The 14,950-nt window shown below is 58.6% G+C and carries 17 protein-coding genes; all 17 read left to right on the top strand.

Features of this window, described 5'->3' with window-relative positions; genetic code table 11:
* Positions 1 to 7 precede the first annotated feature (7 nt).
* The 17 genes from ACR0ER_RS03420 to ACR0ER_RS03500 all read left to right on the top strand — a co-directional run bounded on the left by ACR0ER_RS03420 (position 8) and on the right by ACR0ER_RS03500 (position 14,945).
* Positions 8 to 607, top strand: coding sequence for an NADH-quinone oxidoreductase subunit C (locus ACR0ER_RS03420; protein ID WP_170325677.1), 600 nt, complete (start codon positions 8 to 10; stop codon positions 605 to 607).
* Between the two features lie 5 nt (positions 608 to 612).
* Complete coding sequence (locus ACR0ER_RS03425) at positions 613 to 789, top strand: hypothetical protein (RefSeq protein ID WP_170325676.1); 177 nt, start codon at positions 613 to 615, stop codon at positions 787 to 789.
* A 1-nt stretch (position 790) separates the two neighbouring features.
* The gene (locus ACR0ER_RS03430) at positions 791 to 916 is read left to right on the top strand and encodes a hypothetical protein (protein WP_302479620.1); all 126 of its coding nucleotides are present in this window, start codon (positions 791 to 793) and stop codon (positions 914 to 916) included.
* Positions 916 to 2,139, top strand: a complete 1,224-nt coding sequence (locus tag ACR0ER_RS03435; protein ID WP_480767730.1) for an NADH-quinone oxidoreductase subunit D — start codon at positions 916 to 918, stop codon at positions 2,137 to 2,139. Before ACR0ER_RS03430 ends, ACR0ER_RS03435 begins: the two co-directional genes overlap by 1 nt.
* Complete coding sequence (gene nuoE, locus ACR0ER_RS03440) at positions 2,139 to 3,257, top strand: NADH-quinone oxidoreductase subunit NuoE (RefSeq protein ID WP_480767731.1); 1,119 nt, start codon at positions 2,139 to 2,141, stop codon at positions 3,255 to 3,257. Before ACR0ER_RS03435 ends, nuoE begins: the two co-directional genes overlap by 1 nt.
* Before the next feature lie 33 nt (positions 3,258 to 3,290).
* Positions 3,291 to 3,512: a DUF5337 domain-containing protein gene (locus ACR0ER_RS03445; RefSeq protein ID WP_170331956.1), complete on the top strand. Its 222-nt coding sequence runs from the start codon at positions 3,291 to 3,293 to the stop codon at positions 3,510 to 3,512.
* A 12-nt stretch (positions 3,513 to 3,524) separates the two neighbouring features.
* Positions 3,525 to 4,823 carry an NADH-quinone oxidoreductase subunit NuoF gene (gene nuoF / locus ACR0ER_RS03450; protein ID WP_321254057.1) on the top strand — a complete coding sequence of 433 codons (1,299 nt, stop codon included), beginning with the start codon at positions 3,525 to 3,527 and terminating at the stop codon, positions 4,821 to 4,823.
* A gap of 5 nt (positions 4,824 to 4,828) precedes the next feature.
* Positions 4,829 to 5,245 (top strand): MAPEG family protein, encoded by a 417-nt coding sequence (locus ACR0ER_RS03455; protein ID WP_480767732.1) that lies wholly within the window; start codon positions 4,829 to 4,831, stop codon positions 5,243 to 5,245.
* 493 nt (positions 5,246 to 5,738) lie between these two features.
* Complete coding sequence (locus tag ACR0ER_RS03460; RefSeq protein ID WP_480767733.1) at positions 5,739 to 6,143, top strand: DUF5333 domain-containing protein; 405 nt, start codon at positions 5,739 to 5,741, stop codon at positions 6,141 to 6,143.
* 3 nt (positions 6,144 to 6,146) lie between these two features.
* Entirely contained in the window at positions 6,147 to 8,168 is a 2,022-nt protein-coding gene (gene nuoG, locus ACR0ER_RS03465) for an NADH-quinone oxidoreductase subunit NuoG (RefSeq protein ID WP_480767734.1), read from the top strand.
* A gap of 204 nt (positions 8,169 to 8,372) precedes the next feature.
* Positions 8,373 to 9,410 carry an NADH-quinone oxidoreductase subunit NuoH gene (nuoH, locus tag ACR0ER_RS03470; protein ID WP_170325669.1) on the top strand — a complete coding sequence of 346 codons (1,038 nt, stop codon included), beginning with the start codon at positions 8,373 to 8,375 and terminating at the stop codon, positions 9,408 to 9,410.
* Positions 9,411 to 9,412: 2 nt separating this feature from the next.
* The gene (nuoI, locus tag ACR0ER_RS03475; protein ID WP_170331439.1) at positions 9,413 to 9,907 is read left to right on the top strand and encodes an NADH-quinone oxidoreductase subunit NuoI; all 495 of its coding nucleotides are present in this window, start codon (positions 9,413 to 9,415) and stop codon (positions 9,905 to 9,907) included.
* Positions 9,904 to 10,314 (top strand): carboxymuconolactone decarboxylase family protein, encoded by a 411-nt coding sequence (locus ACR0ER_RS03480; RefSeq protein WP_170331437.1) that lies wholly within the window; start codon positions 9,904 to 9,906, stop codon positions 10,312 to 10,314. Before nuoI ends, ACR0ER_RS03480 begins: the two co-directional genes overlap by 4 nt.
* Positions 10,311 to 10,913 carry an NADH-quinone oxidoreductase subunit J gene (locus ACR0ER_RS03485; protein WP_480767735.1) on the top strand — a complete coding sequence of 201 codons (603 nt, stop codon included), beginning with the start codon at positions 10,311 to 10,313 and terminating at the stop codon, positions 10,911 to 10,913. Before ACR0ER_RS03480 ends, ACR0ER_RS03485 begins: the two co-directional genes overlap by 4 nt.
* A 4-nt stretch (positions 10,914 to 10,917) precedes the next feature.
* Positions 10,918 to 11,223 (top strand): NADH-quinone oxidoreductase subunit NuoK, encoded by a 306-nt coding sequence (gene nuoK, locus ACR0ER_RS03490; protein WP_005984024.1) that lies wholly within the window; start codon positions 10,918 to 10,920, stop codon positions 11,221 to 11,223.
* Positions 11,224 to 11,229: 6 nt separating this feature from the next.
* Positions 11,230 to 13,401 (top strand): NADH-quinone oxidoreductase subunit L, encoded by a 2,172-nt coding sequence (nuoL, locus tag ACR0ER_RS03495; RefSeq protein WP_480767736.1) that lies wholly within the window; start codon positions 11,230 to 11,232, stop codon positions 13,399 to 13,401.
* Entirely contained in the window at positions 13,401 to 14,945 is a 1,545-nt protein-coding gene (locus tag ACR0ER_RS03500) for an NADH-quinone oxidoreductase subunit M (protein ID WP_170331431.1), read from the top strand. The genes nuoL and ACR0ER_RS03500 overlap by 1 nt, the downstream gene beginning before the upstream one ends.
* The last annotated feature ends 5 nt before the right edge of the window (positions 14,946 to 14,950 follow it).

A 14,950-nucleotide genomic window follows, 5' to 3' on the forward strand; every position in this document is an offset into this window, starting at 1 on the left:
AGGGCAGATGAGCGAAGCACTCAAGGAACTCGGCGCCCAGCTGGAACTGAAACGGGCCGATTGTGTTCTGTCCTGGGATGTGACCCATGGTGAGCTGAACGTCGATGTGGCCCCTTCGAACATCGTGGAATTCGTGGAATTTCTGCGGTCTGATCAAAACTGCAAGTTCTCGACCCTGGTGGACATCACCGGTGTGGATTACCCCGAACGCGCCAAGCGGTTCGATGTGGTTTACCATTTCCTGTCAATGTACCAGAACCAGCGTATCCGCCTGCGTGTGTCGATCCGCGAGGAAGACATGGTGCCGTCGATCGTGGATGTACACCCCTCGGCCAACTGGTTCGAGCGTGAGGTGTTCGATATGTTCGGCATCCTGTTCTCGGGCCACCCCGACCTGCGGCGCATCCTGACCGACTATGGTTTCCGCGGCCATCCGTTGCGCAAGGATTTCCCAACCACCGGCTATACCGAAGTGCGTTATGACGAGGCGCAAAAGCGCGTGGTCTACGAGCCGGTCAGCCTGGTGCAGGAATACCGGCAATTCGATTTCATGTCCCCATGGGAAGGTGCGAATTACATTCTGCCGGGGGATGAAAAACAGGAGTAGTCATCATGTTTGAGTTCCTGATCTGGATTGTTCTGGTGGTGGCGACGGTCGTACCGATGACCAAGCTGCTGCCGCATTTCGGGATCAACAAGAACTGGGCGTTTGCATGCATCATCTCTCCGGTCGTGATTGTCCTGTTATGGATGATGGCGATGAAGCTGCAAGAGATGGAGCGACGCTGACATGATGGGCGAACTGATCATTCTGGGCGCATTGGGCGTCTTGCTTGCAGGGGCCGCTGCCAAGGCGGCCGAAGCCGAAAAGGTCCGGGTCCGGGCCGAGGCGAAAAAGAACAAACGAGGGCGTTGATGGACGGCTCAAGATACGATGACGGCAGCACGGACGCGCTGAGCGGAGAACAGAAGATCCGCAACTTCAACATCAACTTCGGCCCGCAACACCCTGCGGCGCACGGAGTTTTGCGCCTTGTGCTTGAGTTGGACGGTGAAATCGTCGAGCGTTGCGATCCGCATATCGGCCTGCTGCACCGTGGCACCGAAAAGCTGATGGAAAGCCGGACGTATCTGCAGAACCTGCCGTATTTCGACCGTCTGGATTACGTGGCGCCGATGAACCAGGAACATGCCTGGTGTCTGGCCATCGAAAAGCTGACCGGGGTTGAGGTGCCGCGCCGGGGCTCGCTGATCCGGGTTTTGTATTCCGAGATCGGCCGCATCCTGAACCACTTGCTGAACGTAACGACGCAGGCGATGGACGTGGGCGCGCTTACCCCGCCGCTTTGGGGCTTCGAGGAACGCGAAAAACTGATGGTGTTCTATGAGCGTGCCTGTGGTGCGCGTCTGCACGCCGCCTATTTCCGCCCCGGTGGTGTGCATCAGGACCTGCCGCCGGAACTACTGGACGATATTGAATCGTGGAGCCACGAGTTCCCTGCCGTTCTGGATGATATCGACGGCCTGCTGACCGAAAACCGCATCTTCAAACAGCGTAACGCCGATATTGGCGTTGTGACCGAGGATGATATCCAGAAATACGGCTTCTCGGGCGTGATGGTGCGCGGATCGGGTCTGGCATGGGACCTGCGCCGCGCTCAGCCCTATGAATGCTATGACGAATTCGAATTCCAGATCCCGGTTGGTAAGAACGGCGACTGCTATGACCGTTACCTCGTCCGCATGGAAGAAATGCGCCAGTCGCTGCACATCATCCGTCAGGCCATCGCCAAGCTGCGCGACTGCCCCGGCGATGTTCTGGCTCGTGGCAAGATCACCCCGCCAAAACGCTCGGACATGAAGACCTCGATGGAAAGCCTGATCCATCACTTCAAACTGTATACCGAAGGCTTCCATGTGCCCGCTGGCGAAGTCTATGCCGCCGTCGAGGCCCCCAAGGGCGAGTTCGGCGTCTATCTGGTCGCCGACGGTACCAACAAACCCTACCGTGCCAAACTGCGCGCGCCGGGGTTCCTGCACCTGCAAGCCATGGACCACGTCGCCGGAGGGCACCAACTGGCCGACGTCGCCGCCATCATCGGCACCATGGACGTCGTATTTGGAGAGATTGACCGCTAATGCTCCGCCGTCTTCATCCCGAACAACCCGAAAGCTTTGCCTTTACTGCTGCCAACCAGCAATGGGCCGAAGCGCAGATTACCAAATACCCCGAGGGCCGTCAGGCCAGCGCGGTTATCCCGCTGCTGTGGCGCGCGCAGGAACAAGAGGGCTGGCTAAGCCGTCCGGCGATTGAATCTGTCGCCGACATGCTGGGCATGGCCTATATCCGCGTGCTTGAAGTTGCGTCGTTCTACTTCATGTTCCAACTGCAGCCGGTTGGTTCGGTGGCGCATATTCAGGTTTGTGGCACCACGTCCTGCATGATCTGCGGGGCAGAAGACCTGATCGCAGTCTGCAAGGAAAAGATTGCGACCAAGCCGCATGAATTGTCCGCTGATGGCAAGCTGAGCTGGGAAGAGGTGGAATGCCTCGGCTCCTGCACCAATGCTCCGATGGCGCAGATCGGAAAGGACTATTACGAAGACCTGACCGCCGAGAGTTTTGGCAAGATTGTCGACGATCTGGCGGCGGGCAAAGTGCCGACGCCGGGTCCGCAGAACGGGCGCTATGCGGCGGAACCGCTGAAAGGTCTGAGCAGTCTTGCTGAATACGAAGCCGGGAAGCCTCAGTACAACGCAAGCGTCGAACTGGCGACGGATCTGAGCGACACGGTCAAGCGGATTGACGGAACCGAGGTTCCGATCCTGACCCCTTGGCTGGGCAAGGATGGCAAGCAGGCCGGTGCCTCGACCGCGGCGAAACCTCCGAAAGCGCCAGAAACGCCGAAACCGGCTGTGAAGCAGGCCGCAGAGGCCAAAGCCAAACCGGAACCGGAAGAGGCCAAGGAAGACCAGCCTGAAACGCTGACCGAGGCGCGGGATGGCAAGCCGGATGACCTCAAGATGCTGAAAGGCGTGGGGCCGAAGCTGGAAGAAACGCTGAACGAACTGGGTTTCTACCACTATGACCAGATCGCGGCATGGACGCCCGAGCAGGTGGCGTGGGTAGATGCACGTCTGAAGTTCAAAGGTCGCATCGAACGCGATGGCTGGATCGAACAAGCGGCCAAGCTTGCGGCGGGTCAAGAAACCGAATTCGCCAAACGCGCCAAGGAAGACGGCACATACGAAGACTAAACGACGGTGCCCATCCGGGGCATCCAAGGTGAGATGGACAAGGACAAGGAACAGGCCATAGCCCGAAAGGGACGACATATCGGCATCGTCATCGCTGTGACGATGGTGATCTGGCTTGCCATGAACATGTTCATCGGCCCCGCAATGGGACTGACGGCGCGCCATGCGCTGTTTTTCGATCTCGCCGCTCTGGCAGGATTTATCTATGCGGGCGTCAACATATTTCAACTCTGGCGCATGCGTCAGGACAGCTGAAGGTAACACGCGATGCTGAAGGATCAGGACCGGATCTTTACCAACATCTACGGGATGCACGAGCGCACGCTGAAGGGCGCGCAGGCCCGGGGGCATTGGGACGGCACTGCTGGCCTGATCGAAAAGGGCCGTGACTGGATCATCCAAACGATGAAGGACTCCGGTCTGCGGGGCCGCGGTGGTGCGGGCTTTCCAACCGGTCTGAAATGGTCGTTCATGCCGAAGGAAAGCGACGGTCGTCCGGCTTACTTGGTTGTGAACGCGGATGAATCCGAGCCCGGCACTTGTAAAGACCGGGAGATCATGCGCCATGACCCGCATACGCTGATCGAAGGCTGCCTGATCGCCTCTTTCGCGATGAATGCGCATACCTGCTATATTTACTTGCGCGGTGAATACATCCGCGAGCGTGAAGCACTTCAGGCTGCGATTGATGAAGCCTATGACGCAGGTCTTTTGGGCAAGAACGCTGCTGGTTCGGGATGGGATTTCGATCTGTTCCTGCATCACGGTGCTGGAGCTTATATCTGCGGTGAGGAAACCGCCCTGATCGAAAGCCTTGAAGGCAAGAAGGGTATGCCGCGGATGAAGCCTCCGTTCCCGGCGGGCGCAGGGCTTTATGGTTGCCCGACCACAGTGAACAACGTTGAATCCATCGCCGTTGTACCCACCATCCTGCGCCGTGGCGCCGATTGGTTCGCGGGCTTTGGTCGCCAGAACAACGCAGGCACCAAGCTGTTTGCAATCTCTGGCCACGTGAACAACCCCTGCGTCGTTGAAGAGGCGATGTCGATCCCCTTTGAGCAACTGATCGAGACCCATTGCGGCGGCATTCGTGGTGGCTGGGACAATCTTCTGGCGGTGATCCCGGGCGGCTCGTCGGTGCCGTGTGTGCGCGGAGAAAACATGCGCGACGCGATCATGGACTTCGACCATTTACGCAACGATTTGGGCTCGGGTCTGGGTACGGCTGCAGTGATTGTGATGGACAAATCCACTGACATCATCAAGGCGATCTGGCGTCTGTCGAAGTTCTACAAGCACGAAAGCTGCGGTCAGTGCACACCATGCCGCGAAGGCACCGGCTGGATGATGCGTGTGATGGATCGCCTCGTGCGCGGTGAAGCTGAGCTGGAAGAGATCGACATGCTGTTCGACGTGACCAAACAGGTCGAAGGCCACACGATCTGCGCGCTCGGCGATGCAGCTGCCTGGCCGATCCAGGGCCTGATCCGCAACTTCCGTGAAGAGATCGAAGATCGCATCAAGGCGCAGAAGTCGGGTCGCATGGGCGCAATGGCGGCGGAGTGAGCCAGATGGAGGTTTTCGCAGAATACAGCCATGCAGTCGCGTCGGTGGTGGTATTCACCCTCGTCGTGCTGTTCTTGGCCCCGTTTTCGGCTCTGGCCAAGCAGGGTAAGGGATTGGCCCCAGGGGCCACGCCCGAGCAGGATTATTCCGACAGGGCCTATCGTTTGAACCGGGCCTACTTGAACGGAACCGAGACGCTACCGGCTTACCTGACGGTGACAGTCGCGGCGATCCTGATAGGTGTTAGCCCGTTTTGGGTGAACCTGCTAGCCTCGATCGCGTTGTTGGCGCGTCTGGTAATGCTGTTCGTGCATATTCGCGGTATCGGTCAACCTCACAGTGGTTTGCGGTCGGTTCTTTATGTCGTTGGCTGGGCCAACATGTTTGTCATGGGCCTTATGGCACTGGTGGCGGCGTTCTGATGATGGCGTGGGGAAAATATAGGACGTTCGGCCTCAGGCACCTTAACAGCCGTGTTGCCTTCCTGAGTGCAGTTTTCGGGCTTGCGGCGGTTTCGGCCTGCGGGATTGCCACTCCGTCCGAAAATCGGGTTCAGTTTGACGGTCAGTCGTTTCGCGCAAAGGCAAAACCTGTCGATAAAAAAGTATCACCCGCTGACTTCACAGTCGTTGTGAATGGTGTCTCTGCTTCGTTGGACGGCGCGCGGGAAGCCGGGCGGTTTGAGGGCACCAAATTCTGCATCAAGAATTTTGGCTCTTCCAGAATCGTTTGGAAAGTTGGTCCGGATACCGAGCCACAGAACTTGCGTATCAGCGACGACAAACTGACATTTGTGGGAACCTGCCAACGGCCATGACGAATGTTTTTGCATATCAAGCCGTGACGCAGGGGATGTTATTGCATAGCACCCCGGCCAACCTTCGTCTTGGGAAACCCAAGACGAAAGGAATTGTCATGTCTGGTATGAAAACGCTCGCCCTGATGTTGGGTCTGACCCTGCCAACCATCGCCGAGGCAAAACCGCCCTTGCGCGAAGTCAAAGAGATCGACGACGAACTCTACTACATCGCTATCGCAAACGAGATCTCAGAGTATTGCCCGTCGATCAGTGGACGGCGCCTGAAAGCGATTGGTGTGATGTGGGGCCTGAAATCCAAGGCGAACAATCTGGGGTACTCGGACACTGAAATCCGGGCCTACGTGGATTCCGATACCGAAAAGGACCGGATGCGCGCCAAGGGCGAAGCGTATCTGGCGCAAAACGGTGTCACTTATGAAAATCCGAACTCTTTCTGCACGTTGGGGCGGAAGGAAATCGAAAGAAACAGCGCCATTGGCGTGTATTTGAGGGCGAACTAGACCATGTCTGACCTCCGCAAAGTGAATATCGACGGGCAGGAAATTGAAGTCGATGGTGCGATGACCCTGATCCAGGCCTGTGAAGAGGCCGGCGTCGAAGTCCCGCGCTTCTGCTATCACGAACGTCTGTCGATTGCTGGCAACTGCCGGATGTGTCTGGTTGAGGTTGTGGGCGGCCCGCCGAAACCCGCGGCCTCTTGCGCCATGCAGGTGCGTGATCTGCGTCCGGGGCCGGAGGGGCAGGCCCCGGTGGTCAAGACAAACTCGCCCATGGTCAAGAAGGCCCGCGAAGGGGTGATGGAGTTCCTGCTCATCAACCACCCGCTGGACTGCCCGATCTGTGATCAGGGTGGCGAGTGTGACCTGCAGGATCAGGCAATGGCTTATGGTCTGTCGGGCTCGCGCTTCAAGGAAGCAAAGCGCGCGGTGGACGATCTTGATCTGGGGCCGCTGGTCGGCACCGCAATGACCCGCTGCATCAGCTGCACCCGCTGTGTACGCTTTACCACCGAGGTCGCCGGGATCACCCAGATGGGCCAGACCGGGCGTGGTGAGGATGCCGAGATCACCTCGTATCTGAACCAGACGCTCGACTCGAACATGCAGGGCAACATCATCGACCTGTGTCCGGTTGGCGCGCTGACCTCGAAGCCGTACGCCTTCACCGCGCGCCCGTGGGAACTGACCAAGACCGAGAGCATCGATGTGATGGATGCTCTGGGATCGAACATCCGCGTGGATACCAAGGGGCGCGAAGTGATGCGGTTCCTGCCGCGCAACCATGACGGCGTGAACGAAGAGTGGATCAGCGACAAGACCCGCTTTGTCTGGGACGGCCTGCGTCGTCAGCGTCTGGACAAGCCTTATGTCCGCGAAAACGGCAAACTGCGCCCGGCTTCGTGGCCCGAGGCGTTGACCAAAGCCGCCGAGGCGCTGAAAGGCGCTGAGAAGCCTGCCGGGATTGTGGGCGATCTGGCCCCGGTTGAAGCCGCGTTTGCGCTGAAACAGATGATCGAAGGGCAGGGTGGTGTTGTCGAATGCCGTACCGATGGTGCCAAGCTGCCTACTGGCAATCGAGGTGCCTATGCCGGGACCGCCGCCATTGAGGACATCGATGGCGCCGAGCTTATCCTGCTGATCGGAACCAACCCGCGCAACGAAGCACCGGTTCTGAACGCCCGTATCCGCAAGGCTTGGGCACATGGGGCCGAGGTCGCTCTGGTCGGTCCGGTGGTGGATCTGACCTACGAATACCACCACATGGGTGACGACCGCGCGGCGCTGCAGAAGGTTGTCGACATGGGCGGCGATGATGAGATCAAGGGCAAACGCTCACTGGTCATCGTCGGGCAGGGCGCATTGCAAGAGGCGGATGGCGCTGCGGTTCTGGCTGCTGCGCAAACCATTGCGACCAATACCGAAAGTGGTCTGATCGTTTTGCATACTGCTGCTTCACGCGTTGGTGCAATGGATGTGGATGCCACCAACGAAGGCGGCATGGACGCCGTCAGCGCGGCGGACGTGATCTATAACCTCGGCGCGGATGAGGTCGAAATCGGCGAGGGTGCCTTTGTGATCTATCAGGGCAGCCACGGCGACCGGGGCGCACACCGCGCCGATGTGATCCTGCCGGGTGCGGCATATACCGAAGAAAACGGCCTGTTTGTGAACACAGAAGGCCGCCCGCAACTGGCGATGCGCGCCGGGTTTGCACCGGGTGAGGCCAAGGAAAACTGGGCCATCCTGCGGGCGCTTTCAGCTGAACTGGGCGCAACACTGCCCTTCGACTCGCTTGCGCAACTGCGCACTGCATTGATCGAGGCAGTTCCGCATCTGGCTCGCATTGACGAAGTGGCCCAGAACGAGTTTCAGGCGCTGGACGCAGGCCCTCTGGGCAAAGCGACCTTCCGAAACACGGTCAAGGATTTCTATCTGACCAACCCGATTGCGCGGGCTTCGCAGCTGATGGCCGAGCTATCGGCGCAGGCACAGGCCCGCAAATCCGAGAAGATTGCAGCGGAATGAACCAGAGCTGTTTCATATCGCAGGTAAAAGCGGCTGCCGGGTGGCAGTTCGCCGCGCCTGATTTGTGTGTGAAACCCAAGATTAAGGGTGGCGCAATGGCAGCAGATGCTGTTTACACCAACGCGCCGACCCAGCCGCAGTTTGCGCAGGCACAAGGCCTTTGCTTCGCTCGCGGAAAACGGAATACCCACGGTGTGAGGACCAATGGCTGATTTCTTTAACACCCCAGGCGGAATAGCCATCATCATTCTGGCGCAAGTGCTTGCTGTCGTTGCGTTTGTGATGATCTCGCTGTTGTTCCTTGTTTATGGCGACCGCAAGATCTGGGCGGCTGTTCAGATGCGCCGCGGACCCAACGTGGTTGGCGTCTATGGCCTGCTGCAATCGGTGGCGGATGCGCTGAAATACGTGGTCAAAGAGGTTGTGATCCCGGCCGGTGCAGACCGCACGGTCTTTATGCTGGCGCCGTTAACTTCCTTCGTGCTGGCGATGATCGCTTGGGCGGTGATCCCGTTCAACGATGGCTGGGTGCTGTCGGATATCAACGTCGCTATTCTCTATGTCTTCGCCGTGTCTTCATTGGAAGTTTATGGCGTGATTATGGGCGGTTGGGCGTCGAACTCAAAGTACCCGTTCCTCGGCTCGCTGCGGTCTGCGGCACAGATGATTTCCTATGAGGTCTCGATCGGCCTGATCATCATTGGTGTGATCATCTCAACCGGTTCGATGAATTTTGGTGACATCGTCCGTGCGCAGGATGGGTCGTTCGGCTTCTTCAGCTGGTACTGGCTGCCGCATTTTCCGATGGTGTTCCTGTTCTTCATCTCGGCGCTGGCCGAAACCAACCGGCCTCCGTTTGACTTGCCCGAAGCGGAATCGGAACTGGTTGCCGGGTATCAGGTCGAATACTCGGCCACACCTTTCCTGCTGTTCATGGCCGGTGAATACATCGCCATCTTCCTGATGTGCGCGCTGACCTCGCTGCTGTTCTTTGGCGGCTGGCTGTCGCCGATCCCGGGCCTGCCTGATGGCGTGCTGTGGATGGTCGCGAAGATGGCTTTCTTCTTCTTCATCTTCGCGATGGTCAAGGCAATCACGCCCCGTTACCGCTATGACCAGCTGATGCGGCTGGGTTGGAAAGTGTTCCTGCCGTTCTCACTGGTCTGGGTGGTCTTCGTGGCCTTTGCGGCGAAATTCGACTGGTTCTGGGGCGCGTTCGCGCGTTGGAGCGTAGGAGGCTGATCATGACGCAAATCGACTATACCCGCGCTGCCAAGTACTTCCTTCTGCAGGACTTCTGGGTCGGCATGAAGCTGGGGCTGAAGTATTTCTTCGCGCCCAAGGCCACTGTGAACTACCCGCACGAAAAGGGCCCTCTTTCCCCGCGTTTCCGGGGCGAACATGCTCTTCGCCGTTACCCGAACGGAGAAGAACGCTGCATCGCCTGCAAACTGTGCGAAGCGGTCTGCCCGGCGCAAGCGATCACCATCGACGCTGAACCACGCGAAGATGGCAGCCGCCGCACCACGCGCTATGACATCGACATGACCAAGTGCATCTATTGCGGCTTCTGCCAAGAGGCTTGCCCGGTCGATGCCATCGTCGAAGGACCGAACTTCGAATTCGCCACTGAAACCCGCGAAGAGTTGTTCTATGACAAGGAAAAACTGCTGGACAACGGCGAACGCTGGGAAGCCGAAATCGCCCGCAATCTGGAAATGGACGCGCCGTACCGATGAGTGACACGCCGACAAATCCGTTCGAGCTGATGATGAAGCAAGCTCAGGACATGGCCAAGGCGATGAACCCGGCGATGGAAAGCTTCTCGCCCAAAGGGTTCGAGGCGCTATGGCCGACCATGCCCAAAGAGGTCATGGAGATGATGTTCGGCAACGCCGTCAACAAGGACGGTCTGGATGCCAAAACCCGCTTGCTGCTGACGTTGGCCGGTCTGACCTGCCAGGGCGCGCAAGCGGACTCGGCGGTTCGTCAGACCGTGCGTCACGCGCTGGAAGCTGGCGCAAAGAAACAAGAGATCGTGGAAACGATCGGTCAGATGTCGGTCTTTGCCGGCATCCCGGCCATGACCCGTGCGCTGGATCTGGCGCAAGAGGTCATGGGCGACAACGAGGATGAGGATCAATGACCGTCTTTGCCTTCTATCTGTTTGCCATCAGCGCCATCACTGGCGGGCTGTTCACGGTGATCAGCCGCCAGCCGGTGCACTCGGTGCTGTGGCTGATCTTGTCGTTCCTGTCCTCGGCAGGGCTGTTCGTGTTGCTGGGGGCCGAGTTCGTGGCGATGCTGCTGATCATCGTCTACGTGGGCGCGGTCGCGGTTCTGTTCCTCTTTGTCGTGATGATGCTGGATGTGGATTTTGCTGAGCTCAAGGCTGAGATGGCGCGCTATATGCCGCTAGCCCTGCTGATCGGTCTGGTCATCCTGATGCAGTTCGTCATGGCCTTCGGGGCCTGGGACAGCGCGCAGGGAGCGGCAGCCAATCTGGCACAGCCGGTTCCAGCGGATCGCCACAACACCGAGGCGCTCGGCGTCATTCTTTATGATCAATACTTCCTTCTGTTCCAACTGGCGGGCCTGATCCTGCTGGTGGCGATGATCGGAGCCATCGTGCTGACCCTGCGCCACCGTCGTGACATTAAGCGTCAGGACATCGTCGGCCAGATGATGCGCGACCCGGCCAAGGCGATGGAACTGAAGGACGTAAAACCGGGGCAGGGACTTTGAGACGATGATCGGACTTGAACACTATCTTACGGTCGCGGCGACGCTGTTCGTCATCGGCATCTTCGGTCTCTTCCTGAACCGCAAGAACGTCATCATCCTGCTGATGAGCATCGAACTGATGCTGTTGGCGGTGAATATTAACCTCGTGGCGTTTTCAAGCTTCCTCGGCGATCTGGTCGGTCAGGTGTTTACGCTGTTCGTGCTGACCGTTGCAGCGGCCGAGGCGGCGATCGGGCTGGCCATTCTGGTCTGTTTCTTCCGCAACCGTGGCACCATCGCGGTTGAAGACGTCAACATGATGAAGGGGTAAGGGAATATGGAAACCACCATCCTCTTTGCCCCGCTTGTGGGCGCACTGATCTGCGGCTTTGGCTGGCGCTTCATCGGTGAAAAGGCCGCAATGTGGACCGCCACAGGCCTGCTGTTTCTGGCATGTCTGCTATCGTGGATTGTGTTCTTCACCTTTGACGGGGTGACCCAGCAAGTAGAGATCATGCGCTGGATCGAGAGCGGCTCGTTGTCGACAAGCTGGGCCGTGCGCCTGGACCGGCTGACCGCGATCATGCTGATCGTGGTGACGACCGTTTCCGCACTCGTACACCTGTATTCCTTTGGCTATATGGATCATGATCCGCAATGGCGCGAAGGCGAAAGCTATAAGCCGCGCTTCTTTGCCTATTTGTCCTTCTTCACATTCGCCATGCTGATGCTGGTGACAGCGGACAACTTGGTGCAGATGTTCTTTGGCTGGGAGGGCGTGGGCGTCGCGTCCTATCTGCTGATCGGTTTCTACTATCGCAAACCATCGGCCAACGCCGCTGCGATCAAAGCATTCGTAGTAAACCGGGTTGGCGACTTTGGGTTTGCTCTGGGCATTTTTGCGCTGTTCTTCCTGACCGACAGCATCAACTTCTCAGATATCTTTGCCTCGGCGCCGCAGTTGGCGGATACGCAGCTGCACTTCCTGTGGGGTGAGTGGACCGCCATCGAGGTGATCTGTGTGCTGCTGTTCATCGGCGCGATGGGTAAGTCGGCGCAGCTGATCCTGCACACATGGTTGCCCGACGCGATGGAAGGTCCGACGCCTGTGTCCGCCTTGATCCACGCTGCGACCATGGTGACCGCAGGTGTATTCCTGGTCTGCCGCATGTCGCCGCTGATGGAGTTCGCGCCGGGCGCGACCGGGTTCATCACAGTGCTGGGTGCCTCGACTGCATTCTTTGCCGCGACCGTGGGTCTGGTTCAGACCGACATCAAGCGCGTCATTGCTTATTCGACCTGTTCGCAGCTGGGCTATATGTTCGTTGCTGCGGGTGTTGGCATGTACTCGGCCGCGATGTTCCACCTGTTCACGCACGCGTTCTTCAAGGCGCTGCTGTTCCTTGGCGCCGGCTCGGTGATCCACGCCATGCACCACGAGCAGGAGATGACCGAATACGGCGGTCTGCGGAAGAAAATCCCCTATACCTTCTGGGCGATGATGATTGGTACGCTGGCGATCACCGGTGTCGGCATTCCGCTGACGACTATCGGGTTCGCCGGGTTCCTGTCTAAGGACGCCATCATCGAGAGCGCTTATGCGGGCGGCTCGGCCTATGGCTTCTGGCTGCTGGTGATCGCGGCTGCGTTCACCTCGTTCTACAGCTGGCGTCTGATCTTCCTGACCTTCTACGGTAAGCCGCGTGGCGATCAGCATACGCATGACCACGCGCAGGAAAGCCCGATGGTGATGCTCGTGCCGCTGGGCGTTCTGTCTCTGGGTGCGGTCTTTGCTGGCATGATCTGGTACGGCAACTTCTTTGGCCATGCGGACAAGGTCGGCAAGTTCTATGGCATTCCAGTTGCCGAAGCGTCCGAGCACGCAGAGGCCGGTGATCACGGTCAGGCGGATACGGCCCATGCAGAGGACGACCACGCGTCGGCTACTCATGCTGATGACGCAGCACATGCTGACGCTGCCCATGGTGAGGATGACGCGCATGGCGACAAGGCCGCGCATGGTGGCGATCATCACTACGCCTTCGCAGGCAAGCCGGGCGAGGGAGCGCTCTATATCGCACCTGACAACCACATTCTGGATGATGCACACGCGGCTCCGAAGTGGGTCAAGGTCTCGCCCTTCGTGGCGATGGTGCTGGGTTTCGTCATGGCCTACTGGTTCTATATCGTGAACCCGTCTCTGCCGGGACGTCTGGCGCAGAACCAGCGACCGCTTTACCTGTTCCTGCTGAACAAGTGGTACTTTGACGAAATCTATGACGCGATTTTCGTCAAACCCACTGTGGCGCTTGGCCGATTCCTGTGGAAACGCGGCGATGGAAACACTATCGACGGCTTCCTGAACGGTGTCGCCATGGGCGTTGTTCCCTTCTTCACCCGCCTCGCAGGCAAGGCGCAGACGGGCTACATCTTTACTTACGCCTTCTGGATGGTTCTGGGCATCGCCGCCCTTGTCACCTGGATGTCGATCGGCGGAGGCGCACACTAATGGATAATATCCTCTCCATCGTCACCTTCATCCCCGCAGTGGCGGCAGGCATTCTTGCCCTGTTCCTGCATGGAGATGACGTGGCCGCGCAGCGCAATGCGAAATGGGTCGCGCTGGTGGCAACAACGGTGACGTTCCTGGTCTCGATCGGCATCTATACGGGCTTTGATCCGTCCAATACCGGCTTCCAGATGGTGGAAGAAGGTGAGTGGCTGCTGGGCCTGAAATACAAGATGGGCGTAGACGGCATCAGCGTTCTGTTCGTGCTGCTGACCACCTTCATCATGCCCCTGACCATTCTGGCCAGCTGGCAGGTCACCGACCGCGTCAAGGAATACATGATCGCCTTCCTGCTGCTGGAAACGCTGATGCTGGGCGTGTTCATGGCGTTGGATCTGGTGCTGTTCTACCTGTTCTTCGAGGCAGGCCTGATCCCGATGTTCCTGATCATCGGCATCTGGGGCGGCAAGGATCGCATCTACGCCAGCTTCAAGTTCTTCCTCTACACCTTCCTCGGCTCGGTGCTGATGCTGGTGGCGATGGTTGCCATGTATGCGGACGCGGGCACTACTGACATCGAAGCTCTGATGAGCCACCATTTCTCGTCCGAAGGTTTCAGTGTTCTTGGCTTCTATATCGTCGGCGGGATGCAGACGCTGATGTTCTTGGCATTCTTTGCCTCGTTTGCGGTGAAGATGCCGATGTGGCCGGTGCACACTTGGTTGCCCGATGCGCACGTGCAGGCGCCGACTGCGGGTTCGGTTGTGCTGGCGGCGATCCTGTTGAAGATGGGCGGCTATGGCTTCCTGCGGTTCAGCCTGCCGATGTTCCCTGTGGGCTCGGCGGTGATGACCGATCTGGTGTTGTGGATGTCGGCCATCGCCGTGGTCTACACCTCGCTGGTGGCGCTGGTGCAGGAAGATATGAAAAAGCTGATCGCATATTCCTCGGTCGCGCATATGGGCTTTGTGACGATGGGTATCTTTGCGGCGAACCAGCAGGGTATCGATGGCGCGATCTTCCAGATGCTCAGCCACGGGTTCATTTCGGCCGCGCTCTTCCTGTGTGTCGGTGTGATCTATGACCGGATGCACACCCGGGATATCGACGCATACGGTGGTCTGGTGATCCGAATGCCCGCATACGCGCTGGTCTTCATGCTGTTTACCATGGCCAATGTTGGCCTGCCGGGCACCTCTGGCTTTATTGGTGAATTCCTGACCCTGATGGGCGCGTTCCAGGTCAACACCTGGGTGACTGCAGTGGCGGCGACTGGTGTGATCTTCTCGGCGGCTTACGCGCTGTGGCTGTACCGCCGCGTGGTATTCGGCGACCTGATCAAGGAAAGCCTCAAGGCGATGACGGACATGAGCTCGCGCGAGCGGCTGATTTTCGCACCGCTGATCGTGATGACGATCCTGCTGGGCGTCTATCCGTCGCTGGTAACGGATGTGATCGGCAACTCGACCGCTGCACTGATTTCGAACTATGACACGGCTCTGGCCGCGGCTGAAGCCGTGACCCAGACGGCCGCTTCGCATTAAGGGGG

Source organism: Ruegeria sp. CH8, assembly GCF_056536985.1.